This is a genomic window from Bradyrhizobium sp. CCBAU 51745, from assembly GCF_028128715.1.
In the GTDB taxonomy this organism is placed as follows: Bacteria; Pseudomonadota; Alphaproteobacteria; order Rhizobiales; family Xanthobacteraceae; genus Bradyrhizobium; species Bradyrhizobium manausense.
In genome coordinates this window covers 1-25,774 of record NZ_LBJP01000089.1, presented here as the reverse complement: position 1 = coordinate 25,774, position 25,774 = coordinate 1, and the positions used below count along the sequence as shown (strand labels likewise).

The following is a 25,774-nucleotide window of genomic DNA, read 5'->3' as shown; positions in this document are numbered from 1 at the left end:
CAGAGCATGGGCCCGCAAACTCAACAGTCGTCCAAGATATGGACAACAATCGACATCGACGCGCCAGGTAAACAGGCTGGCTTTCTCATGCTACCATTGGCTGTGCATGATCGCTCAGGCGATGATGCGGGCTACAATTGCGAGCCGATTCCAATTGTGACGATCCGCAACGGAGAAGGTCCGAGTGTGCTGCTCATGGCTGGCAATCACGGAAATGAGTACGAGGGCCAGATCATTCTCATGAAGTTGATCCGCGCACTGCGCTGCGAAGACGTACGCGGTCGGCTGATTGTACTTCCAGGTGCGAACGCGCCCGCCGTCCGAACCGACCGCCGCAATTCACCGCTCGATGATGGGAATCTGAATCGGCACTTCCCGGGAGGTCCGTCGGGCGGGCCGACCTCAATGATCGCGCATTATATCGAAAGTGAACTCCTGCCTCGCGTCGAATATGTCGTCGATCTCCATTCAGGCAGTCTCACCTTCGAATATTTGCCTTGCGCCGTGGTGGCCCGCCCAACAGGCTCAGATGATCTCAACGAAGCGCTAACACGTCTACGTGTCTTCGGCATGCCAATCGGCATGATCATTGAGCATTCGACAGGCGGCGATGGCGCGTTGATCGGCGCTTGCCGGCGGCAAGGGGTCAAACATCTTTCAACCGAGCTGGGGGGCGGGGGCAGCGTGGCCCCTCGCGCAATCGAGATGGCCGAGCATGGTTTGGCTCGGCTGCTTCACCATGTCGGCGCTACGAGCCGGCCTCTCACCCACTGGCCGCCGCCGGAGTGCCGCCTGCTGAAGCGTGTTTCTAGCAGGGACTATGTCTATGCCGACGCCGCAGAGCGGGGGCTCTTTGAGCCGCTCGTTGGGCTCAACGACACCGTGTGCGAAGGACAGGTCGTGGGGAATATTCACTTTACGAGTACCCCCTGGCGGGATGCCGAACCAGTTATCGCCAAAGCTGATGGCGTGGTGCTCACCCGGCGAATCCCGGCTCGAACCGGGCGCGGTGATTGCGTTTTTGCACTAGGGCGTGATTGGGTGCCGTCGTCTGGAAAGTGATGCCCACATTCCATAGTCGCCTTCAAGGCAACCAAATTTGAGGGACGTCCAACGTCCCAGCGAGAAAGAGAATCTCATGTCTGCGCAGAGCACCGAAGACGGGCGGTCCGTCTCAATCGACTTGATAGATCCCGATATGGCGATCGCCATGGCCAAGGTGGCAGAAATGGTCGCAGCTGATGGCGGAGCGCCTACCACATTCCAAGGGGATCGCGACCAGCAAACAAGGTTTGCTCCGTTCTGGAATGAGGGTTCTCCTGACGTCGAGACGATCCTGCCATTGACGATCCTCGGCCCACAAGGACCGCTTCGCGCCCGCCTGTACAGGAACGGTTGGAAACGTGTTCCACTAACGCTGTTCATGCACGGGGGCGGTTTCGTTCGGGGCTCGCTCGACCATTGCGATTGTATCTGCCGGAGGATGGTTGCCCAGGGCGATCTCGCCGTTATCTCGACTGAATACAGCCTCGCTCCAGAACACCCCTATCCGGCGGCGCTGGAAGATATGGTCTCAGCGCTTGATCAGGTATTCACCCTGGCCGAAGACCATGGGCTGGATCGAAGCCGCATCTCCGTTTGTGGAGGATCGGCAGGTGCAGCGCTTGCCTTGACATCGACGCTCCGGCGCCGCGACGAAGGGAAGGAGCTTCCGGTCGGCATGGCACTCTTTTACGGCGTCTATGACATCATGAACGCCGAAAGGCCCAGTTATCGACTGTTCGGAAGCGGACAATTCGGCATGTCCAAGGCTCGCATGGAGCATTATGTCCGGGCTCTCGTACCAAAAGGCATTTCTCCTTTCGATCCCTACCTTGCCCCCCTACACGCCGACCTCAAGCGATTGCCACCCGTCTGGATGGGTATCGCCGAGCTCGATGTTCTTCGGGATGAGCAGCTCGAAATGGCCGAGCGGCTCCAAGCAGCAGGGGTCTCAGTTGATCTACAGCGCTACGAAGGCCTGATCCACGGCTTTGCCAATCGCGCCCGCCTCATTCCGCGCGCCGATGCCGCTATTCGGAGTGCCGCACGATTCCTGGCGGCGTTGCCCGCCGCCAGGATTTGAAGGCGACGCCCGATAGCTACAGCCTTGCTTTCCTGCAAACCTGGTGCACAAGGTTGAGATCTGAACCTCCGATGATGATCAAAAAATCAATTCTCTTGCTCATCTGTTTGGACGCCGCTCTCATCGGCCAAGCCCACGCCACTAATGTGGACGTTCTAACATTGGGTTCCCTGATACCACCCCAATCTATCGAGACCTTCAAGGCCGACAATCCGAGCATCGACCTGAAGGTGCGTCCGGCTGCCAGCGATTATGACGATCTTACCCAGCGCCTGCTGCGTGACAACGTGGCCGGCACAGTACCTGACGTTATTTTTCAGGGCTATAACCGTTCTGAACTGACGATACGCAGAGGTTTGGCAATTCCGCTCACGCCGTTCCTTAATCAGGATAAAGCCTGGGCCGATACCAGCTACGAAGCCATTTCAAACGAGCTCTGCCGCAGCGGCGATACACCTTACGGACTACCGTACATCGTCTCTGTGCCGATCCTCTATTACAACGCCGATCTCGTCCACAAGGCAGGTGGCGACCCTGACCACTTGCCAAATACCTGGCCAGAGATCACGGCTCTTGCTGCCAAGATCACTACTCTCGGGGACAACCGGATCGGCGGCTACTTCGATTATGCCGCCGCCGGCAACTGGACCTTCATGGCCCTGATCGAATCCCAAGGTGGACGGATGATGTCCGCCGACGATCGCACGATCACCTTCAACGGACAAGAAGGCTTGCGCGCCCTCGAAATTGTACGCGATTTCGGCAAGGCCGGCCAAATAGACATGCCACGTGAACAAGCTTATCAGGCATTCTCAGCCGGAACGGTCGGAATGCTCATGACCTCGAGCGGATTTCTGAAGACGCAGCTCAAACAGGCCAAGTTTGATCTGCGCACGACGCCGATTCCGATCACAGACAATGGTCGCGTGCCGGCGGGCGGCGGCTGTATCATGATGCTCGCTCGCAAGCCCGACCAACAGAAAGCAGCCTGGACTTTCATGAAATTCATGGAGAGCATGCCTGTGCAGCACATGGTCTCAGATGTAACGAGTTATGTGCCGGGTAACCGAAAGGCAACTGCCGAGCTCGAAGCATCGATAGCGCCTCAAGATGCAAGGATGGCCTCAATACGGGCCTCAATGAAGGCAGGGAGATGGTATTCGTTCCCAGGAGACAATTCGCTCAGGATCACGGATCGAATTCGTGTGCTGCTCCAGGAGGTCGTGACACTTCGCCGGTCCCCGGAAGAGGCTCTGGAGGAGATGACTAAATCAGTTCAGCAGTTGCTCCCGAAATGAGATGCCGGCTGAAGAGACTGGCACTCCGGCGGCCGTTGCCCCTGGGTCAGCGAGCGCAGCAATCGAGCATTGGTGAGCCTCGTTGTCTGGATAACCCTTCGTCAGCTCGCCAATCCGCAACAACATCTCCTGTTCCCGTCTACCAAAAGCAATCGCGATGACTAAATTACTCTACATGGTTCGATTTCATGGTGTCGCCGCCTATGAAATCGTGTCAGCTGACGGCAAGCGCATTTTGCTCGACCCGTTCTTTACGGGCAACCCGGCGTGTTCGATCGAGGTGAAAGACTTCGAGCGTGTTGACCTGATCATAGTGACGCATGCGGCTCGCGACCACTTGGGCGACACCCCCGCCATCGCAAAACTTACCGGCGCATCCGTCCTGTGCGGCAACGAAGTCCAGGCTTACCTCAGGACCATGAACGTCCCTGCATCTCAAATTCGGCCGACCGCCTGGGGCATGCGTCTGGAGATCGCTGGCCTTGAGATCCAAACGCTGGAATGCCGCCATTGCTCAGGCGTGAGCATGCCGGACGGATCTTTTGTCTCGGGTATTCCACTCGCCTTCATTATCGAACTCGGAGACGGCATACGCTGGTATCATCCCGGCGATACGTCGTTGTTCTCCGACATGCGCCTGCAGGGTGAGCTCTACAAGCCGACCATCGGTTCTCTCGGGATAGCCAATCCAACCGGTATTGCAGATGAGAGGCCCGGTCGCAAACTCACGACCGACCTTTCACCGCGGGAAGCCGTCCTGGCAGCACAATGGCTTGGTTTGAAGACGGTCTTACCCTGCCACTACACCGACCAAGACGACCCGCTGGTCCACCAATTCGAACGATGCCTCTCGGATGCGAGAGCTCGAGGTGAGCGCGTCCTAGACTCGCTCGTCTTGGCCCCAGGAGAGTGGATCAGCTTAGATTCAGACGGATGTGTTAGGCGACACTGAGTCTGCAAACAACCCCAATCAGCACGCGCAAACCTGCAAGCGCGATCGACTCGAAGCGTAAAGCCTCACGGAACGGAATTGCGGATGTTTGAATCGCCTCGAATTCTCGTCGTCAGCTTCGACGGGCTCCGCCCGGACCTGGTCAGCGCGGAGCTGACCCCCAATCTGTGGCGACTGAAAGGGAGGGGTGTGACACTCGCAAACCACCGCACCGTCTATCCAAGCGAAACCCGTTCTGCTTTCCCAAGCCTCGTCACCGGCGCAACACCGGACCGACACGGAATGGTTGGCAACAAATATGTCGATCGTGCGAGCTCTCCATTTCGCTATATCGATACCTCCGATGCAGTTCTCCTGCGCCAACTCGATCTAGAGAGCGGCGGCAATTTGTATTCGGCGCCCTCACTCGGCGAGCTCCTGGCCAGAAATGGTCGAAGCCTTGCCGTTCTCTCCACCAATACGGCAGGTACGACACGGCTCTTTCACCACAAGGCTGAGGACCTCGGGCATATTCGTCTGTCCGGCCACTTCAAAGAGGCCTGTACGCCTGAGAACGTCCTTGCCGGCATCGAGGCGCAGCTCGGTCCACTGCCCCCAGCGCTTCCAAAGACGGAGCCGGACCGCGCTGGCCAGGATTGGATTACTTCCGCTTTCTTGCATTTCATATGGCCCAGGTGTCGACCCGACGTCACGATTCTCTCGTTTGGAGAACCCGACGTAACGTCTCATTTCCACGGCACGGGTGCGGGAGAGACCAAATCGATCATCGCACATTGCGATCGGCAGTTCGGCCGCGTGCTCGATTGGTGGGACGCCGAGGGCAGGGCAGCCGGCGTACAGATTTTTGCTATATCCGATCATGGTCATATCACCGGTCATACGCGGGTCTCTATTGCTGACGGCCTGCGTCAGGCTGGCTTCAGCCCAGGAGTAGCGCCGGCTAAGGGCGTTGATGTGGTCGTCGTGCCCGGACAAGTCGGTGCACTCTATCTCGTTGAGCCTGATGAGGCGAAACTGAAGAGCCTGGTCGCAATTATTACGACCGAGCCATGGTGTGGCTCGGTCTTCACGCGTGCCAGAGATGCGATCTACGGGATTGCGCCGGGAAGCTTGTCAAGGCACCTCGTCTTTGCAGATCATCCTCGCGCCCCGGACGTTGCGTTTTCCTTCCGGACCGACGACAGCATCGACGAATTCGGTCTTGTTGGGGGCACATTCTATGACAACGATCGGAGGACCGGCCTCGGCCTGCATGGCGGTCTTCATCCAAAGGAACTTGCCGCACTCGGTCTCGCGGCAGGCACCGCATTTCCTGCAGCCGGGACCTCGTCCTCCCTGCCTTCCGGAATTTGCGATGTGGCGCCCACCGTCCTACATCTGCTTGGGCTAGACAGACCTGCGACTATGACAGGCAGGGTGCTACGTGAACTGCTCGAGCCGTCTCATGGCTGCGGCATCACTCGCGAGGAGGCCTTCGAAGCGCATCTCGGATCTTATCGACAATTGCTCAAGCGCGCGCATGTTGGCGAGGCCAGCTACCTTGTCGGTGGCTGGGTTTCATCTTGAGGAAAATCTCTAATTTTTCGAAATGGCCTCAGGTTGAGGCGAGCGGCAATCTAACTCGCAAACTTCCTACATTGCCTTTGCCGTATCACGCCGCTTATTGCAGACTGGCCAGGATCGATCGCAGGGACACATCGGCATGACCGCCGGTTCGTTGTGGCGGGGCCGTTTTTTCGACCCGAGCAGCCGTTGCCCCCGGGTTTCAGGACGCACCTGAATGGCCCAAATGGATCGGCTAGGTGGGGGGCAACATGACGCCAAGGTCGAGCACGGAGGCCTCCCGCTTTAGGCACGCGACAGCTCCTCTGATTTGACTGCCTCCAGCCTGACGCCTCGGCTGAGAGGGCTGGTTTGCGCCGAACCTTCCGCAATATCGATGATGAGACTGAGCGAGGGATCGACCTCCACTTTACAGCCAGGTCCGATGACCGTGGTGGACTCGCGCTCTTCGACGACCGCAGGCCCCTCAAACTTCATTCCTGGGCGTAGCCGGTAACGGTCGAGGACATCAGCCGCCAAAAATCCGTGCTCGCCGAAATAGACCTGTCTGGATGCTTTTCGCGGTTCGCCTACATGGCGCTCGGGGCCCGCGAAGCGCAAGCTCACCTCGGGGGCTGGACCGACCGCCTCAAGGCGCCAAGTCAGCGCTTCGATCGGTACGCCAACGACGCTCCGTCCAAACCGAAGCTCGTAGGCCTTTCTGAACCGGTCGATGAGCGAATCTGCGGTTGCTGCGTCCAGGATACCGTTGGGAACGTCGACCGGGACCTCGAAACCCTGTCCGAGATAGCGCATGTCCACGCTCCGCCGAAAGCTAACGCAATGAGGCGCAATGCCACTGCGTGTGAGAAACCCGCTTGCCTCCTGCTCCATAGCCTCCAGCAAGCCGTTAACGCGCGGCCAATCCAAAGCTAAAACACGTGCGCTGTAGCTGCGGGACAAAGTGATCGCCGGTGCGGACACGAGAAAGCCTAGCGCAGACATGACCCCTGCGCCGAGTGGAACGACCAGACGCTTGATTCCCAACAGGCGAGCCAGCGAATGTGCATGGACCGGACCTGCTCCGCCGAACGCAAGAAGCGCGTATTGGCGAGGATCGCGCCCTTTCTCTGCAATATACATGCGCGTGGCGGCCGCCATTTTTTCATCAACAATCCTGCGGATCCCAACCGCGGCCTCAACGACTTCAAGTCCGAGCGGTTCGGCGATGTGCTTAGTAAGCGCTCGCTCTACCGCGGCCATGTCGAGCGTCATCTCGCCCCCGAGAAAATAATCCGGTGATAGATAACCGAGAACAAGATCAGCGTCTGTCACCGTTGGGAGGCTGCCTCCCCGACCGTAGCAAACCGGTCCCGACTCGGATCCCGCGCTCTCAGGGCCGACCTTGAGCAGACCCATTTGGTCGACCCGCGCAATCGACCCGCCGCCGGCGCCGATCTCGATGAGGTCGATAACCGGAATTTTCAAGGGCAGCCCCGATCCCTTCTGAAAACGGCTGACTCTGGCTGTCTCAAATTCGTTCGAACGCTCAGGTTGGCCACACTCGATCAAACACATTTTGGCGGTCGTGCCGCCCATATCGAAGGAGATCAGATCGGGGATCTGAGTGATCCTGCTGTAGAAGGCGGCCGCGGTCGCCCCGGCAGCCGGACCCGATTCGATCAGCTGAATTGGCTCCGACTCGGCAGCTTCCAGTCCTGTGAGACCTCCACCGGACAACATCAACGAGAGCGAGCCGAAAAAGCCTCTCTTACGAAGACCGCCCTCAAGCCGCCTCACGTAGCGATTCATCATCGGCTGTACATATGCGTTGGCGCACGCCGTATTGCCGCGCTCGTACTCGCGGATCTCTGGCGCAATACCGTGGGAGACAGTTATGGGCACGCCTGGCAATTCCGACGCCAGAATCTGCTTTGCACGCCGCTCGTGAGCCCCGTTGGCATAGCTATGCAGGAAGCAGACTGCGATCGCTTCGACAGAGTCGGCCTTGAACTGCTGGGCTGCGGCTCGGACATCGGCTTCCACGAGCTCCGAGATGACCTCACCCGTAGCATTGATTCGTTCACTTGCCTCCAGCCGTAAACGCCGAGGCACCAGCGGTTCGGGCCGCCGCAAGAATAGATCGTGCCTGTCGTGGCGGATCTCCTTGCCAAGTTCTAGGAAATCGCGGAACCCTCGCGTCGTCAAAAGTCCGATCTTTGCGCCCCGTCGTTCGATGATGGTGTTTGTGACCAGGGTCGTTCCGTGAACGAGGTGACTAACGTGTTCTATTGCGCGGTGGGACTGCTCCAAAAGTCGCTCCAGTCCTTCCAGGATCGCACGGCTTGGGTCCACGTGTGTCGTAAGCTGCTTACCAAGAAAGATCGTCCCGGTCTGCGGGTCGACGAGTACCAAATCTGTAAACGTCCCTCCGACATCGACGCCTATCCTAACGTTATCTCCTGACCGCTGATTCACCTGCAATCTCCTCAAGCCGTACGCCATAGTCCCGCTCTAAACCGGCAATCGTTACATAACCGTCCTTCAGGTCGCGCAGCATCTCGTCATGGGCGCGCTTCGAAGGATCTCCAAAGCCACCAGCTCCGGCATAGCGCAAGATCAATCGCTGTCCTGGCGATAGAACGCTGCGTGATTTCGGATGCGGCTCCGATCCGTCTTGCCGCCGAATCGAAACAGCTGCGCCGCGCCGTCCGCCCATCAGGCCCTCGGGCGGATTTTTCTGACGGTCAGCCATCAAGGAAAGCTGGATGTCTCCGTTGGCAACGACTTCGACTTCGATCTCCTGACCAAGCCCCCCGCGGTACTGGCCAGCTCCGCCAGAATCGGCGATGAGCTCCTTGCGCCAAACGATCAACGGAGCTGCAACTTCAAACGCCTCGATGCTTCCACAACCCGTATTGGTCGGGAACGGCGTACAGGAATGACCGTCAGAACGAGCGCTTGCTCCCATCCCGCCACTGCCGAACAATACTTGCGAGAAGCGGTTTCCAAAACGATCATTGCCGCTGAAAACCGAGCGCAGAGTTGGCGCCGTCCCTGACTCAGCGATGACCTTGTCCGGAATCACCTGGGCCAGGCACTTGTAAATCGCTCCGGCAAGCAGGTGACCGGTGAGCTGCCGCGCGTTGCAAGCCGCCGGGTAGATTGGATTGAGAATGCTGCCCTCAGGAGCAGTCACGATGATCGAACGGTACGATCCTTCGTTGCGAGGCGTTGTAGGGTCAAGCGCACACTTCAAAGGATAGACCGACAACGCGTAAGTGAAGTTCATAACCGAGTTCAAGCCACGCGCGATCTGCTTTGAGCTCCCCGCATAGTCGACATGAAGCTCCGAACCGGTCACCTTTACTGCGCAAGCGATCCGGGTCTCCTCCCCATCGTAGCCGTCTGCGATCAGGACTGAACGATAAGTGCCATCGGGCAGATCGTCGATCGCCGCTCTCATCGCACGGTCGGCGCGATGCTGCAACGCAGCCGATATTGCCGTGAGATCTTCCAGACCAGACACTTCAAAAAAGTCAGAAATCTTACGAGCGCAAACCGCATGCGCGGCAACCTGAGCATAGAAATCTCCGATGACCTGTTCGGGGACCCTCACGTTAGCTCGAATAAGCGAGGCAAGGTCGTGATTTTCCTCGCCTCGTCGCAGGAATTTGGTCGGCGGAATGCGGATTCCCTCCTCAATCACCTCGCGACAATCTGCTGAGAAGAGCGCGCCCCCGATGTCGGGCAGATGGGCCATAGATCCGGAAAACCCAATCAGTCGGCCGTGACGAAAAATGGGAGCAAGCATTGCAAGATCCAGGAGGTGCCCAGCGGTCATCCAGGGATCGTTGGTGACGATGCAATCTCCCTCTTGCCAGTCTTCAATCGGTATTTGGGCCAAGCACTGGCGCAGGGTTTTGGGCAGAATTCCGACAAAGGACGGCGTTCCGATGTTGGTGTCGGCGATACTGTCTCCATCTGCATCCATTAGAACGACTGTGAAATCATTTGATTCCCGCACAACCGTCGAGAACGCCGTCCTAAGGAGCGCAACAGCTGCCTCATCGACGACCGAGAGCAGCCGGCTCCAGAAAATCTCGAGCTCGATCGGGTCGAAATCCGCGCCTGCCTTCATGTATTTCCTATCCGCATTTCGGAACTGCCAAACAGATCCAGAGCGCTCCGTATCTCCTCGTGGAGGTCCTCCAGGTGAGATACGGTGGCACGTGCGCCGTGCGCTCCGACGAAGAAGAAATGCCCGCCGGGTAGGTACCTGGCCAGACGCCTCGGCAGGTCAACGACGCGATCCCGTAGACGCAACCAATCATGCGTGGAGAGCTGGGAAGGCGCCAATTTCGGAACGACGTTGTGCAGAACGCTTTTGATAGTGATGGATCCCCAGACCGCCTCGTCCGCGAGTGCATGGCGATAGTCTCGCGAATCCATCGGAATAATCGCCGCGCATATTGGGTAGTCGACGCCAGAGAAGCTGCACGCCTGCAGAAACGCACCGGGCAAATCGCTGGTCACCTCTTCATTGAAGAAGGGCGCCAGCTCAGGTCCCCACAAGCCTGGCGGTACATTCGTCCGGTAGAAAGGCCCGAACATATCGGGGGCGATGACAGTGTGCCCTTCGGCTTTAGCGATTGCGACGAGCTCTTGCAACCACCGCTCATCTCTGGTCAGGCCGTCTCTCGTTCCAGCCGAGAGGTCCCACAGTCCGTTCGGCGCAAGACGCTCCGGCGGCCCGAAGCTATCGTCAGTGCGGGGGAATGGCGGTGTTGCACATAGAGAAACAAAGCACTCAAGCTCCTGTCCCTGGAGGCGCAGTGCACGGGTCAGCGCAAAGGCGAGCTTGCCGCCCATGCTCCAGCCAGCGGCAATGATCGGACGCCCCTTGTCTTGGCCTACCGTCTCAGCAACAAGAGTTGCAAGCGCCGAAGCCCAGCTCTCCAGGTCTAGATCAGACTTCGGACTTACGAGCGCCGGATGGTCGCCCGGGTAGGTTGCTGCCACCAGACCCCAGCCTTTCCGCTCCAACCAGTAGTCCAGGAAATCGCTCGCGTTCCCACTGGGATGGCCGTACGCAATGCGCGCCATCACGCCGCCCCCGGTTAGAAATATGACCAGAGGCTTGGTGGGGTCTCCTGGTCGACCATAGACCAACATTGGGGTCGCATTGATGCTTGACCGCACTTCACCAGGGAAGAGTTCGGACTGCGACTTGGTACATTGCGTTTGAACCATCGTTTTCGAGCTTCACCTTCAAGCTTGCTGAATGAAGAGACCGGGGTCTAAAGGAGCTTTTTGGTTTGCGCCGCCATCTCAGCCAATGCCTGCTTAGGCTCCGAGCGCTGGGTAACGACCTTGCGCATCTCTTCCGCCATCATGTCGACGATCTTGACAGTGTTGTCGCTTGGAAACGAAAACTGATCGCCCGTAATCGACATCCGCTCAGGGAGTGAGCGGTGGTACGGGTGCTCGGCAAGATAGGCTTCGAGAAACTTCGGATCCTTGAGAGCAATCGTATTGATCGGGAGGTAGCCGGTGTGCTTGGCGAGGATGGCTTGGCCTTCCGGGCCGGCTGCGAAACTGATAAAATCCCACAGCCGCCGTTGGCGCTCGGCATCCTTGGTAAAGATGAAGAAGCCGTGCCCAGCGCCAACAAGCTTTCCGTGTGGGTCGGGCACAGGCAACTGGCCAATCTGCAGCTCGAATTTGCCCGAGGCTGCCTTCGCTACCGAGTTGATGCCGCTTGCTGTTCGGATATGCACCCCGGTCATTCCGGAGTTGAAGGCTTGCCGGGCCTGGTCCTGCGTCATGTCTACATTGTTGGTCAGGCCGAACTGGGCAAGAATCTGCAGCGTCTGCAGTCCTTCGACCGAAGTAAAGGTAATCGCGGTCTGCGCCGGATTCATCATATTGCCGCCTAGTGTTGCGAGAATGTTCTGAAACATCCATGCATTGGTGGACATGTATTCGATATAGCCGCCGTTGACGCTTTCTCCGAGGCTCGCAACGCGCTTTCCAGTCTCAATGATTTCGTCCCAAGTTGTCGGCAGCTCGCCTTTCTTGTATCCGGCCCGTCTCAAGAGCCCCATGTTGTAGTAGACAACCGGGATCGTCGTCCCGAACGGCAAGGAATAGGTCTTTCCTTTGACTTGGGTAGCTTCGATCAATGGTTGCGACAGGCCCATACCAACGAGAGTCTTCGCATCTTCCGTGAATGCATCCATCGGCTGCGCTATGCCGCGCCTGGCGAGGATGCCCGCGTAGGTCAAAGACTGCCAAGTCGCATCCGGCAAATCATTTACCAGAGCCGAACGGAATGTGCTTTGCAGCAGCGGATCCCAGTTGTCGCCCCCCGCAATAAAGTCGACCGCTACGCCAGGATACTTGGCGGAGAATTGCTGCCCGAGCTCGGCCAGCATCTTCAGATAGGGCGGCGCGCCATGGCTGACCGTCAGTCTCGTTGTCGCTGCGTGAACTATGGCTGGACAAGTAACTGACCCAATAGCAAAAGCTCCAGACAAGATGAATTTTCGTCGCGTGATCCGCATTGCTTAATCCTGTGGTTTTGATGAGCCCTGTTTCCAACCAAGATCACACGTACTCAGGCCGTGTGCCGTTCATCTTGGCTCAATTCTGATTGGGACGTGGCGCACGCCCCCCGCTAGCCCGAGCTCCAGTCGATGTTGGTGCCCGACTGACTTAAGACCGCCTTGTCACGTCGTCACCTCACCCGCTTTTATAAGAGCTGTGGCCGAGGAAACAGCCGGCGCTGTGTAAGGCTAGCGGTTGCAGATAGGCGGGGCTTCGGTTGGTCGCGCCTGAGAGGCTGTCACTTCTCTCGGCTTAAGACTTTCGAAATTGCATCTTGATCTCTTCCTCGGCACCGGCGCGTCGGTCTTCCAATAATAAGAAGCGGGATTTGCTACGCGTGAATGACGCTCATCTAATTTTGCGATGTATTTGCTTCATTATGCGATGCACGCCACGTCTTTGAACGAAGCCAAAGAGCCTAGTTGCGCGGAAACGAAGCTCCAGGCTTGTTAGGCGCCATCCACGGAAGTCCCGCAGCCGGCACGCCCAATGGCACGAGGCTTTGTAAGCTCTATGCCGCGATTGGCGCCCGCCGTTCGCCTCTTGGTGGTCTCGTACGGGCCACGATATGAGTTGCGGCTGAGCGGAGAGCTTTGGCGATCAATCCAAATATCTGCGACCAGTCAGTGTTCTTGTGTCCTCGCGCGGCGGTGTGACAACAGCAACAGTCGCACTGATTTGACTGAACTTAAGGCAACGTGTTCTTAAGATGAGCAGAACACGTTCTTTGGTCGATCGGCTTTGCATGTACCGTCATGCGGGATCGCGTCCGGCCCGAGTTCTCATCGAGTTATTCGATGAACGTCATCCCAGTGTTGCGGTACCAATGCGATTGGAACGCCCATCACAGGTCTCAAAAAGCTGCTTGGGGGCGTTATGCGCGTGAATAGAAGTTATTCGGAACTGATTGCTATGCAGGTTGACGGCGATAAGCGAGATAAGACACCTCGCCGGATGCCGATACTGATTTCAAAGAAGGGCAGAAACGTCGTTGCTTTGTCATTGGCAGCCAGCTTGATCAGCAATGTGGCCACGGCAGAGAACACCGAGACCACAAGTGGAAAGAGCCACGCGCCCGATACGGCGCTCAAGAGCAAGCTCACCAAGAAGAACAGCCATGCCGCAAAGCCCGAGGAGCGGCCGCGGCCAGGAGCGGAGGGCCTCCGCGGCGCCTCCGCCTTGGCCCAAGGCGCCATCGCTCCTAAGCTCGCGCGCCGCGATATCGTGGCACAACCGGCTCAGGATGAAGCAAGCAAGTTTGCCAGATTCGACAAGCTTCGTGAGAGGGGTCTGGAGATCAACATCCCGGCGCCCATAGATACGGTAGACCAGGATAAGACTGGTTTGCGATCGGCCTTGGCCGATGTCGGTGTCGGCTACGTTGCCTGGACGGTGAACAGTTATGTGCAAAACGTGCTACCAAACGCGGCCAGAAGCACCATCGCCAATCAGCTCTACAACGGGCAGAATCCGACCTTGAACACCGTGAACTATGTGATGGTCACTTATGATCTGACCCGATACGGCATCCCCGACGGCCAGATCATTGCGGGCATGGAGCAGCAATCGTGGACGTGGCAGCCTGGTGGTCCGGACAGGCTCGGCATCAATACGCTGGCCTACTACCAAACCTTCTTCGACCGGGCGCTCGAGCTCAAGTTCGGCTACCTCAGAAACTCACATGAGTTTGCTGGCACATTGGTCGGCGGCAACGCAGGCGCAAGCATCTTTGGACCTTCGTCTAACGTGCTGTACCAGGGCGGAATGAGCAGCAACGCAACACCCACGCCAGCGGTCAACCTTCGATATAATTTCGACAGAAACTTCTACACCAAGCTTTCGGTGCAGCGCTCTATCAGCCCGGATGGCGTTGCGACAGAAGTCAATCAAAATCCTGAAGGCTTGTACTGGCGCACACCCAATACCGGTGTTCTCGCCCTTGACGAGACGGGTTATCAGACCAAGGCAGCTCCGGGTGTGTTTGATACCTGGCTCCGCGCGGGCATTGGTTACAATACCAGCCACTACGCCAACATCCCGTTTCCAAAGAACCCGAGAGGTGACGAGAACACTTTCTATTATGTCGCCGCCGACCGGCAGTTCTCGCAAATCGCCCCTCAGGGTGCGGCATCCCGCGGTATCTATGGCGGGTTTTCGGTCATGGGCGCGCCGCCTGACCAGAACAAGGTCACGCAGTACTATGAGGTTCGCCTTTATGCCAAGGGCCTGTTCGACAGTCGTCCCACTGATCAGATCTCAATAGTCGCCACAGATACGGTTTGGAGCAATTTCGCCGTGCAGAACGCATTGGCCGCAAAAAATCTCGCCCACAGTGATAGCAAGGCGATATCAGGAACATATACCGCGCACCTGGGCCCCGGCGTGTATCTCAATCTCGGCCTGACTTACATCAACAATCCGACGACGATCACCTACACACCGCAAACAGGGCATGCCCTGAATTTCTCGGCGTCGACCTCCATATTCTTCTAGCGTAGGCTAATCAGAAAGCCGCCGAGCCGGGTCATACCGGCTCGGCTCGCGCTATGGAAATCTTGGAACGGCTGATCTGTGGTCGCACAAGTATCTTTTGGATCAACAGTTTGGGCCATTGCACCCATCAATCCTGGCGTTGAACCGCACCGTTCACAGGAATTGAGGTTAACAACGAGCGACACTATCCGCTCATCTGTTCGCTCTAACCGCCTCTAACCAAAGCCAGAGATCGTCAGTGATTCCGAGTTCGCTGCATCGACGCTCGACATAATTGCAGCCTTCCTTTACGAAAACCTCCGAGCCGTGCGCGGCCTTAAATCGGTCGATTTTCGGAAGATCGAAGGTGAGTGACCACCGTCCTGACTTGGACCAAATTGCTATTCCGAGTTCGGTCATTTCGGCTCCAACAATAGCGCAGGCGCTCTGAAATCTCAGTCCCCTGCGGCGGATGCTAGCAAGAAGATACCTCGATCCTCCGCTGTCTCCAAGCCCGACCGAAGGGCCGTATCGCCTTCTGGTCAATTCTGAATCTGAGAGCGGTCAAGGGAGTGCGGCAGCCCAATTTGTTGCGATGGACGAACAGACGACAGCGAGCGTCGCGTGAAGCGGCCTTAAGAGTATATTGCCCACCTCGAGCAGCGCGCTGCCAAAGCAGCAAGTATTTTTTCGCTGTTCGATCTTACAGCATACGAGGGAGGAATACTTGTTGATCATTCCTGCCTTTTTCTATCCCCGTTGCTGATCGCTTGCTGCGATTGGGTGGGGGCGGTGGACGATCGTCGGGGGGCGCTTCAATGATTGGGAAGCGTTCTGGCGTGGCCCGCATATGATGCACACCCCTGCTCGGTCCCGCGATCGCGGCCTTCCTCGAAGACCCCGCGATGGTCGAGGTGAGGCTCAACCGCGACGGTCGGCTCTTGATCGGCCGGCTGTCTTGCAATCTGGGGGATAGCGGACGAAGATGTCCGCGGCCGACGGCGAACGGATCGTGCGCCTGGTTGCGAACCAGGCCGGCGCGGGGGCGGATGCGAAAAAGCCGCGACGCCTCCGCCGAGCTTCCTAACACGGGGAAGACGTTTCAGAAGCTTCTGCGCCCGTCGTTGCGGCGCGGCCCTTGCGATCCACAAGCCCGCCGTTACAGTCTTCACCTGGATGACTACGCGGCAGCGCATCGTGACCTTGGGTTCAGCGGGCGTGCTCTGCGAAGCCGTCGCTGCCCGCAAGAACATCCTGGTCGCCGGGGGCACATCGACCACGATGATCACCCTGACAGATGCACTGCTGCCCGAGATCGCCGGCACCACCGATTGCGTCGTCCTCACCGAGGATACGCGAAGAGCACAGACCTCGTTCAGGCCGTGGTGACAGCCCTCAGCGATTGATTGAGTGGATCGAGTCGGAAAGTCAATGCGATCCTTACTGCCCGACATGGTAGGGCTAGGCTACCTGCACTGTGAGGTAGTCTGATCGAGCGGCCCGTCGCAGCCAAGCGTAGCGGCAGCTCGAAGCCCTGAATGGCGCTGCTAGGCCGTAAGCTCTCGAGAGCAGAATCTGCAGAGATGATCATGACAAGGCGATTCAAAGATTATAGAGCTGACGATTCGTGTGCTATCCCACTCAACAAGCTGGACGTAAGTGAGAGCAAGCGCTTTCAGGACGACAGCATATGGGCTTGCTTCGAGCGGTTGCGGAAGGAAGATCCCGTTCACTACTGTCAGGACAGCGCTTCTGGTCCATATTGGTCCGTAACGAAATACCGGGATATCGTAGCGGTAGATACAAACCACCACGCGTTCTCGTCAGAGCAAGGTGTCACTATTGTCGACGTGCCTGGTGAGCACTGGACCCAGAGTTTCATCAAGATGGGGCCTCCCAAGCACACCGAGCAGCGCAATAGTGTGAGCCCGATTGTCGGACCGGAAAGCCTGACGAAGCTCGAGACCTTGATCCGCTCTCGTGTTAGGTCGATTCTCGATGGCCTGCCGCGTAATGAAGACTTCAATTGGGTGAACGAGGTCTCCATAGAGTTGACGACGCAAACACTCGCCACGCTGTTCGACTTCCCATTCGAGGATCGGCGACTCCTGACCTATTGGTCAGACGTAGCTGTTGCCGCTCCTAAAGCAGGCGATGCGATCGATAGCTGGGACAAGCGAAGCACCATCTTGTCCGAGTGCCTGGACTATTTCACCGGGCTTTGGAACGAGCGGATCGATGCCGAGCCGCGCCTCGACCTGATTTCGTTGATGGCGCATTCGCCCGCCACACGCCATATGGAGCCAAGTGAGTTTCTCGGAAACCTGATTTTGCTGATCGTTGGCGGCAATGATACGACGCGCAACTCGATTACCGGCGGCCTCCAGTTCATGAGCCAGTACCCATCCGAACTGCGAAAACTAATTGACAGTCCCAAGCTGGTCTCGAGCGCCGTGTCCGAGATCATCCGATACCAGACGCCGATCGCACATATGCGCCGCACTGCCGCAGTTGACAGCATCGTAGGCGGAAAACAGATCCGGAAAGGCGACAAGGTCATCATGTGGTACATCTCCGGCAATAGAGACGAAGAGGTCATTGAGAACGCCAACAGTTTCGTGATCGACCGGAAGAATGTGCGGCAGCACCTCTCGTTTGGATTCGGAATCCATCGCTGTCTTGGTCGACATCTTGCGGAACTGCAGTTGAGAGTCCTCTGGGAAGAGATTTTGGACGCGAGATTAGAGGTCAAGGTGGTCGGCGAACCCGAGCGAATTGCGTCCAACTTCGTGCACGGCTATTCCGCTCTGCCCGTGCGGATCATAGCCTAGGCCCTGATCGCGCCCGTTCGGACCGCGCGCGGTCGGGCTGCATTGATTTGAACTATCCTGTTCAAGCTGCGCAGATCGCCCGATGGACCGAAACAATTGCTGTGGCCAGCTACTCATGAACCGGAGAGACGTTTGGAGCGCCTGTGACAAGCGACATGTTTCTCCTGATATCCTTCGGTGGCCTCTTCCTCATTTTCCGATAAGCGCTGGGCGACGTGCATCTGAAGAACATCGGGATCATTGCCCCGAAACAGGGAGCTATTCTGGTAGTGGAGCCCATACTCATCTTTCTGCTCTTCAGAGTCGTGCCGTCAGGCGGTTCGCTGATCAGGGTGACGCTCGGTGTGCTCAGTACGCTTGCTGTCATATTTCTATGAGGGTAATTTAACCGGCCTAGGCGCGGCCCAGGTTTGGCGAGATGTAGTTGAATGCTGCGCAACGTCGAGTCTGCTCAGTTCGGACGGTGAGAATGTTGTTGCTGATAGCCTCAGGCGTCTCGCCATAGCCGTGTATGGCTGGTGAGTTGGTAAGCTCTTCGTCGAAGTCTATATGCTGGATAGCGGGACGCGTGTTGCCAGCGCAGTTCTGCGATCGACATACGCTGGCCATTTCTGCTTGGCCAAAATTGCCGTCCAGAAGGCCTTTGGAGTTGACTTGTCCCAGTTTGCGCGCACAGAGGCACCGCATTGGAGCGGGATTATCTGGCGGGCGGGGCAGGTCGGGCCCCGGTCACGTCTCAGCTGATCACACGGCACTGATGCGGCTAGTTCAGCAACGCGAGGGGCTGCGATCAAAGTGGAACTCAAGGCGAGATCTTCTTTCTTGTGCATCCGGATGAATGCTCTTGGTCAGCTGGTCGTCAGCAAGGCGGCCTATCCAGACAGGCTGTGCACTCTCGACTGTTCGGAGATGAAGTATGAAAGGTATTGGCCGAGCTGATCCCTCACCGGGTGAGGCGGCGGGAGCCGACAACACGGGGGAATTGAGCCGTTCGAGCCTGGAGCGTGGTCTCTTCCCTGGGGAACGTGGTCCATCCTTCGATGCCGTCCTGGAGCGGATGCGCTCTGGGCAAGGCAGAACAGCGGCTTCAGAATTGGTGGCGCCGAGGCGCCACGAGATCAATGCAGCAAAGCGAAACATCGATGGCCTGCTTGAGAAGTTTGAAACTTGCCGTCGAGCGGCTATGCAACCCTGCAACTTGCAACAGGCGCAAGAGCTGATCGATCAAGTCGTCGAAGCAGGCTCAACAGCTCTTGAATATTACGCGAATCTGCCTCCGAATTTGGCCCGTCGTATCCTGCCCGACGATCAGGCTCGCCGGCTCCGCGACGACACGCTGGATGCGGGCAACCAATGTAACGAAGTGGCCACCCAGATTCTGTACCCACTTGAGAACAGGAGAAGGCAAGCAGAAGCCCTGCTCGACAAGATCAAAGACACCGCTCCGCCCGAACAGCTGACCCGCGTCATTGCGGGCGTCGCGAACCAGTATGCTGCCTGCATGGACTCGTGGGGAAAGAAGGCGTTGCGCTTCGAGCGGATGCAGTCAGTCTGTGCGGCGACTGCCCACTTGCCAAGCAGCACGCCCGAGATGCGCAAGGCCGAAGAGGCCCAACTCAGGCTCAATACGGGCTGGGCGCTCAATACCAGGTGCATGTATCTGCAATCGCGGATCGCTCTCGCGCAGCTCTTGATTGAGTCGCGAGCGAGCACGTTAGCACCAGACGTGCGAGCCGCCCTCACGGACGAGAACGGGCGGGTACGTCTGCTCGGGACCTTTATTAGAGATGTTTTTCCGGCATTTGTTTCGACGGCCGACGCCGTTCTCGGAGGAGCGGTGCTCGATGCCGAGCACCACGCCGTTCTGGAAGGAGTTATGGAGCGGCTTTCGGAGTTTGCTTCCCAACTGAGGGGCATGCTTGACCCCCTGAGGGAGGCTGGAACGGAGGCCGACCTTCCTTTGCAGTTACTGGGCGAGATCGTGGACGGTGCGTGGGTGACGGCCAACGAGGTCATGCGGCTGCTCGCATTGCAGCCAAAGACGGAAGTGACGATTGAGCCGCCGGCTTGGGCTGCGCTGACAGAAAACACTGCCCCGGTGGGTGGAGGCACTCCAGTAGGCAGAAAGGGCAAAGCAAGGCGCGCGGCAGCCGCAGGCGAGGGGAGTTCGACGGCCAGCCCACCGGCGCCGCAACTCGCCAGGCCCGATGCCGCTACGGCCCCCACGGGCAAGATCATAGTGCTCTCGGATCTCGGTACAAAGAAACTCGCCACGGCGGAGGAGGCAGCCGCGTCATCCTCTGCGACCGATCACCTCCAGATGTGGCAGGCTCCACCCTCTATCAAAGCACTGCCGCGATTGCTTGAACGATTGGACGAGCTGTTGCAGTTCGATCTGCCGGCTCAGCAAAGCGCCGCCTCGCAAGCGCGTCATATGAAGCCGGAGGACGCCGAATACGTCTTGGATCGCGTGATCAAGCGCTTGCAGACGCAGTCTGCCGAGATTGAGGCCTGTGTAGCCGCGCTGGAGGAGCCTCGCCGAGGGGGCCTGCTCACGGCTGCGCAACTGCCCGAAGTTCACGAAAAGAGAGCCCGGCTGCAAAGGATGTGGTCCGAGGTTCAGGGGCAGGCAAACTCATTGAACGCGCGAAAGGCAGCAATCACCAGCGATTGCAGGAAGACATATGCATTTCCGTCGCAGAAATACCTTGTACAGTTACGGGAAGCGGGGGAACTGGCGTCAGTGGATCCACCTCGCGCCTTGAAGGGAGAGCCAGGGACGCTGTTCGAAATCAAGCTGCAGCCCATGGCGCTGAGCAGTGGTGCAACGCCAAGGCCGATGTGGGTGCACATCCATACCAAGCGGCCGGTACAAGCCTGGCAATTGGCAACCCTGAACGATCGTGAATTCGCCGCTTGCCACGTGAAGTCCGACGAGCAGCGCGGGCACAATCAGCACTGGCAGAACGCTCGCGCCGCCGAGGGGCACGAGAACGTCGTGATCCATCGCGGCAAGCTCACTCCTGCGTTCTGTAGGTCCTTGTTGAGCACCGCCGCTGGCCTGCCGTGGCAGCCCCTTCCGGATCCGGAGCACGCTTCAGCTCAGATGGCTCGACTGGGGATCTAATGAGCTGGTTGTGTCGCGGCGGTGAGCCATTCGGCGGCAGAGTTCATGCCTGCGGATCGGCTCGGCGGACTGCCTGAGCTGCGCCGAGTCCCGTGGGGATCCAGCTTCCACAAGGATGGAGCCTGGCAGAAAACACTGCTGACGGGAGGGTTATCGGCTGGCCATCCGGAGGATTGTCGGTCGTCGCACAAGCATGCTGCCATTCTCTGCTGTGGCGAACATCGGCGCTCGGGCGAGAAACTCGACCGCTGCTATTAGAGGCGCGAAAGGCATACCTCATTCTGCCGGCGATCCGCACGGATGTCACAGTGCTTTCACCTGCCTGCCCGCGGCGGACTGGCGCGCAAACTCTTCCGGCGAGCTTGAACGGATCGCGGATGGTCCGGATGTACGGGAGCTGAGCGTCCCGGCCGCTTTGACGAATCAAACCGGGCGGTGCACAATAACGCAGCCTATTTGCTACTCTTGCATTAGGCTACGACGACCCCAGCATCGCGCCTTCTTGGCCCCCAAAAGATGCTGGGGCTTGTCGTTCTTCATTGAGCGTTCAAGTAGGCGGCAGCTTTTTCGTTTCAACTGCAATGGCGCCGAGCGGCGCGGTGGCAATTTCAGCACACCGGCTTATGGTCAGTCATTTCCCTGCTTTTTCAGTCGCCTACGAGCTTAGCAACGCTGGCATCGGCGCAAGAGCAGGCTCCGTCGCTCGATCAGCTTTGGGGAATTGAGTGATGGCCGCGAGCTCACGACCGCAATCCGTATGACGGATCTGACCAATCTCTTACAGCTCGATGCCGTGCTCCCTAAGCACCCGGTGCATCACCTCGCTTTTGATCTCGCGGGCGATCTCGTTGACGATTTGAGGTCCGATAATCCGCTCGGCGTCGGCATCGCCCGCAAGACCCGCTTCGGTGAGCCGTTGGTTCAGCCGAATTTGAAACTCCTCGCCCATCGCATCGATGAGCCGATCATCCATTGCTGCGTGCTCGTCGGGGGCAATGCGCCTCAGAACCGTTTCCCAAGGTTGCCAGCGCGTCGCTAGATAGTCCGCAAAACCTATCGTTTCCTGCTGCCGCACCGTTACCATCGCCCTCTCAACGTCGTCGCGGGTGACGCCAGAGACGGTCAAAAAGCGCATGTCGGGGGCGACGTGTCGCAGCTCCAGTGGATCGCGCAATTGCGTCTGGTAGGCGAGATAGACTTCGGTCTCGTCGACCGGTCGGGAGTGACGAAGGACATCGACCGTCTGGCGCGCTATTCCGTCCAGCGCCTCCAACCGGAACATGACGCGGGCATGCTGGAGCAACTCGGGGAGCCGATCGTCGTACAGGCCATCCTCGATGTCGGCGTTCAGACGCGCGGTCTGCATCCCGTTCCAGGCCAAAGTGATCCGATCTTGACAGCTCGCGCATGCATCGGAGGCCAACTGGAAAAACAACTCGCGCAGTCGAGGCCTCGCCGATGCCTGCCGCAGATCCTCGACCACGGCCTGCCGGAATGCGCTATTGCCGTAGTTCACGGTGCCGGCAAGCCGGTCGAGAAAACGAGCGTAGTCCTGCACACCAGGCTCATCGGCGAAGCTTTGCCATGTTGCGATCATGGCTAGGTCCTGCCCAAACCAGTCTGCGACAACCTCGTGCAGCGGCCGGGGCGTAGGTTCCATTGCGTCTTCGCTCAACGAGAAAAGGATTTGCGGGCCGGCATAGTCCGCAGCACTCCTTGCTCTTAATAGATTTCTCTGAACCGGCTCTCGCAGCGGATTGTCCGTCAAATCGATGGCCGCATCGCTAGCTAGCTGCAGCAGGCTCGCCGGTACGTCCGTCAGCCGATTATTGCTAAGATCAAGTATTTCGAGGGCAGCGGGGAGTTCTGGCAGCCGGACCAGTTGATTGTCGCTGGCCGCTAACAATTCGATCGCCGAGGGAAGCGGATCGGGCAGTTCGGTCAGCTGATTGTCATCGAGAACCAGGCTTTCAATGCTGCCTGGAAGATCGGGCAGGCTGGTAAGCTGGTTGCTTGGCGCGACAAGATCCCGAAGCGTTGCCGGAAGCGCCGGCAGACTGGCCAGTTGATTGCCGCCGGCGTCCAGGTTCTGAAGCCCGGCTGGAAGGTCAGGCAAGCTGGTCAGCTGGTTGCTTGCAGCATGGAGCTCCTCAAGCGTTGCTGGAAGAGCGGGCAGACTGGTCAGTTGATTGTTATCGGCGACCAGACTCCGCAGCCCGGCTGGAAGGTCAGGCAAACTGGTCAGGTGGTTGCTTGCAGCGTAGAGCTCCTCAAGCGTTGTTGGAAGAGCGGGCAGACTGATCAATTGATTATTCTCGACGACCAGGCTCCGCAGCCCGGCTGGAAGGTTCAGGCAAGCTGGTCAGGTGGTTGCTGTAAGCGCTGAGTTCCTGAAGGGTTGCCGGAAGGGCGGGCAGACTTGTCAGTGAATTTTCGCCGATGATCAGGGACCGGAGCCGGGATGGCAGGTCGGCCGGCAGGCTGGTCAGCAGATTGCGCGCTGCATTGAGCACGCGGAGCCCGTCAGGAAGTACGGGCAAGCTCGCCAATTGATTGTCTCTCGCGTCAAAGACCTGAAGCTCGGGCGGGAGGGCAGCGGGCAATGCGGTCAGGGAGAGGGAGGAGAGATTTAGCGCCACACTCCCATTCTCCGGCAAAGCTCTCGTTTGAGTAATGGCGGTTTGGCGGTTCTCGTCTTCGTCCTGCCCCTCATCAGCCGTCCGCGCGTCCACAACGTGGTCCTGCGGCCCTGCCGCAGTGGGAGCGGACGGCCCCGCGTCCGTCAAAGCCTCGTCCCAATGCGCCGCAACGGGAGTGCCGGGTTCTGAGGCCTCGGATTGGGACGCTTCGGAGCCGGAAACTGAGAAAAAGCCGTCACCGTCAAGCTGCGTCCGATCTGTATTCATTGTTGTCGCCTCGCATGGCAAAATGGAGCAAATGCGCCGGAGCGCCGCTTCCGCAAAGCCGGTCTCTCATTGTGACGACGATCCATCAAGAAGATGAAGCGGACGATCATGGTGCGCAGCCCAACTTGGAAGGGCCGAACGCGCTGGCTGATCCGGCGCACCAGATATCGCGAGATGCCCGCACGGATCTGATTGTCGAAAGGCTCGCTATCTTGAGGGGGATCGGGCTGCTCCCTCTTCCAGATTGAGCTGATCAGGTCGAGCCTCTTGTCTGGTTCGAGGTGTTCTCAACCTAGGACGCTGAGCTGTCGAGAAGCTGACTAGTCTTGTCGCTAGAGAAAGTCCGGGCGTTGCAGCTATGCTAAACGCCTCTTGTCAATACCTGAGAAGAGTTCAGCCGAGATGAGGTCATGGTCACTCTCGCGTCTTCGCTCCTCGGCTGACTAGTCTTACAGGATCGGGAAATGGCTGCGCCAGACAACCATATCGCGGCGCTGGCAAGTTCTGGTGGAATGCAGTCACGCTAGACTGCAAGCATGCCGCCGCGGTCTTCTGCGTCGAAGCCTTGCCCTATGGCCCGCAGCGCAGCCGAACGAGAGAATCGGTAAGCGGTTTTCGCGGTCATCTCACTTGGTGATGAACAATTGCGCGACCAATTGTGACGCAAGTGCGTTCGGACACATGTGTCGACACATGCAACCGCTGTGGCCTGCTCCGGACGATACGTGTCAGATTCAACAACACTCTCTTGTCGGTCGCTCCGAGAAATGCATCGACGCAGGCGCGTCGCGCGTTCGATCATAAAGCAGGTCTGCAGGTGCCGAGCGGGTAGACAGAGCGATAAGGTGATGCCCGAACTCATCCATCCGGTCGATAGGTCTGATCGAGAAAATCAATTTTACCGCTTGCAACGTCGTCATATAGACCGTCACCCCGGCTGGGGCTAACTTAGGGAAGCGATTTCTCAAATGAAAAAGTCTGTTTTGGTGACTGCGAGCGCCCTCGCGCTTGCAACCGCCGCGGTACCTCCTTTTGCTGCGGATGCTGCCGCGCAACCGCTCACCGCCAGCGTGGAGGTAGCCGATACATCATATCCTCAGTGCGCGGACGATCCATTGAATGGTCTCTGCGATCTGTTTTTTTGCTTGACTGATCCCTCGTGCGTCCTGCACTGACGGGAAAACAATCAAGCAGAAAATGAGGATCGAGCCTCGTGCGGTCGCTGCCTCGTCGGCGGCCGCATCCTTATGCCGTGCGGTTATGCTGGTGGATGGTACAAGCGGCGCTTGTTCTCTAACGTTGATCAGAGTCACTGCCCACCGACAGCCGCCGGTCACTGCCGCCAATCGCCCAAGTGCCGCATCGGCGAACGTTGGATAAACCGCAAAGTCCTTTCAGACCGCGATGCTACCAGTCCGGCAGGACCCTGCTCGATGTCAAGCTGGCCCAATATTTTAGGATCGATTGCCTTTCATGCTACGCTCTTAGCGTCTTCCTGCGCGATATTTCGCACTTCGGACGTCATAGATGTCATCCTAGCCTGTTTGGCTACGCCTAGGGCAGCGGTCCTGGCGTTACAGACGTTCGTCTATGGCTGGGCACCAAATTGAGTGGGGCCGTCTCCGGCATCATCAGCATGGCAAAGAGCCCGGCCGCGCTAGCGAAAAGCATGTACCAAGCGGGCGCGAGTACGCTCCCGGTGAGATAGATCAGCGAAGTGACGACCAGTTGAGCTGTGCCTCCGAAAATCGCAATCGCAAAAGCGTAGATCGTCGCGAAGGCGCCACCACGAATGTTCCTGGGCAAACTTTCGGCCATGCTCACGTATGCGGATTCCGACGAAGTCGCCCGGGTGTACCGATATGAAGTCGCCCGGGGATTCCGAGACGATGTCGCCCACCTTTCCGATTTG

The 25,774-nt window shown here is 58.2% G+C and carries 14 protein-coding genes and 2 pseudogenes; 9 read left to right on the top strand and 7 right to left on the bottom strand.

What is annotated here, in order from left to right; genetic code table 11:
• Window positions 1–6 precede the first annotated feature (6 nt).
• The 5 genes from XH98_RS30465 to XH98_RS30445 all read left to right on the top strand — a co-directional run bounded on the left by XH98_RS30465 (window position 7) and on the right by XH98_RS30445 (window position 5,941).
• The gene (locus XH98_RS30465) at window positions 7–1,062 is read left to right on the top strand and encodes a succinylglutamate desuccinylase/aspartoacylase family protein (protein WP_271620811.1); all 1,056 of its coding nucleotides are present in this window, start codon (window positions 7–9) and stop codon (window positions 1,060–1,062) included.
• A gap of 76 nt (window positions 1,063–1,138) precedes the next feature.
• Window positions 1,139–2,125: an alpha/beta hydrolase gene (locus tag XH98_RS30460; RefSeq protein ID WP_271620810.1), complete on the top strand. Its 987-nt coding sequence runs from the start codon at window positions 1,139–1,141 to the stop codon at window positions 2,123–2,125.
• 71 nt (window positions 2,126–2,196) lie between these two features.
• On the top strand, window positions 2,197–3,423 hold the full coding sequence (locus XH98_RS30455; RefSeq protein WP_271620809.1) for an ABC transporter substrate-binding protein: 1,227 nt from the start codon (window positions 2,197–2,199) through the stop codon (window positions 3,421–3,423).
• 157 nt (window positions 3,424–3,580) lie between these two features.
• Window positions 3,581–4,375, top strand: a complete 795-nt coding sequence (locus tag XH98_RS30450) for an MBL fold metallo-hydrolase (protein ID WP_271620808.1) — start codon at window positions 3,581–3,583, stop codon at window positions 4,373–4,375.
• Window positions 4,376–4,459: 84 nt separating this feature from the next.
• Window positions 4,460–5,941, top strand: a complete 1,482-nt coding sequence (locus XH98_RS30445; RefSeq protein ID WP_271620807.1) for an alkaline phosphatase family protein — start codon at window positions 4,460–4,462, stop codon at window positions 5,939–5,941.
• Between the two features lie 282 nt (window positions 5,942–6,223).
• Here the strand turns inward: XH98_RS30445 and XH98_RS30440 are convergent, their stop codons facing one another.
• From XH98_RS30440 to XH98_RS30425, 4 genes are all read right to left on the bottom strand, one after another.
• Window positions 6,224–8,422, bottom strand: coding sequence for a hydantoinase/oxoprolinase family protein (locus XH98_RS30440; protein WP_271620806.1), 2,199 nt, complete (start codon window positions 8,420–8,422; stop codon window positions 6,224–6,226).
• A complete protein-coding gene (locus XH98_RS30435) occupies window positions 8,373–10,058 on the bottom strand; it encodes a hydantoinase B/oxoprolinase family protein (RefSeq protein ID WP_271620805.1) in 1,686 nt (561 codons plus the stop codon). Before XH98_RS30435 ends, XH98_RS30440 begins: the two co-directional genes overlap by 50 nt.
• Window positions 10,055–11,023 (bottom strand): thioesterase domain-containing protein, encoded by a 969-nt coding sequence (locus tag XH98_RS30430; protein ID WP_271600129.1) that lies wholly within the window; start codon window positions 11,021–11,023, stop codon window positions 10,055–10,057. The genes XH98_RS30435 and XH98_RS30430 overlap by 4 nt, the downstream gene beginning before the upstream one ends.
• A gap of 194 nt (window positions 11,024–11,217) precedes the next feature.
• Window positions 11,218–12,483 (bottom strand): extracellular solute-binding protein, encoded by a 1,266-nt coding sequence (locus tag XH98_RS30425; RefSeq protein ID WP_271600130.1) that lies wholly within the window; start codon window positions 12,481–12,483, stop codon window positions 11,218–11,220.
• 925 nt (window positions 12,484–13,408) lie between these two features.
• Between XH98_RS30425 and XH98_RS30420 the strand changes: the two genes are divergently transcribed.
• The 4 genes and pseudogenes from XH98_RS30420 (at window position 13,409) to XH98_RS30405 (ending at window position 20,956) form a co-directional block, all read left to right on the top strand.
• A complete protein-coding gene (locus XH98_RS30420) occupies window positions 13,409–15,019 on the top strand; it encodes a carbohydrate porin (RefSeq protein WP_271620804.1) in 1,611 nt (536 codons plus the stop codon).
• A gap of 832 nt (window positions 15,020–15,851) precedes the next feature.
• Window positions 15,852–16,366 (top strand): annotated as a pseudogene (locus XH98_RS41260) (P-type conjugative transfer ATPase TrbB); the annotation flags it as partial.
• 215 nt (window positions 16,367–16,581) lie between these two features.
• Window positions 16,582–17,829: a cytochrome P450 gene (locus XH98_RS30410; RefSeq protein ID WP_442868652.1), complete on the top strand. Its 1,248-nt coding sequence runs from the start codon at window positions 16,582–16,584 to the stop codon at window positions 17,827–17,829.
• 916 nt (window positions 17,830–18,745) lie between these two features.
• Entirely contained in the window at window positions 18,746–20,956 is a 2,211-nt protein-coding gene (locus XH98_RS30405; protein ID WP_271620802.1) for a hypothetical protein, read from the top strand.
• A 778-nt stretch (window positions 20,957–21,734) separates the two neighbouring features.
• On the opposite strand, the gene XH98_RS30400 is transcribed toward XH98_RS30405, so the two are convergent.
• The 3 genes and pseudogenes from XH98_RS30400 to XH98_RS30390 all read right to left on the bottom strand — a co-directional run.
• Window positions 21,735–23,261 (bottom strand): NEL-type E3 ubiquitin ligase domain-containing protein, encoded by a 1,527-nt coding sequence (locus XH98_RS30400; protein WP_271620801.1) that lies wholly within the window; start codon window positions 23,259–23,261, stop codon window positions 21,735–21,737.
• 4 nt (window positions 23,262–23,265) lie between these two features.
• Window positions 23,266–23,862 (bottom strand): hypothetical protein, encoded by a 597-nt coding sequence (locus XH98_RS30395; RefSeq protein ID WP_271620800.1) that lies wholly within the window; start codon window positions 23,860–23,862, stop codon window positions 23,266–23,268.
• 1,554 nt (window positions 23,863–25,416) lie between these two features.
• Window positions 25,417–25,689 (bottom strand): annotated as a pseudogene (locus XH98_RS30390) (MFS transporter); the annotation flags it as partial.
• Window positions 25,690–25,774: the final 85 nt, after the last annotated feature.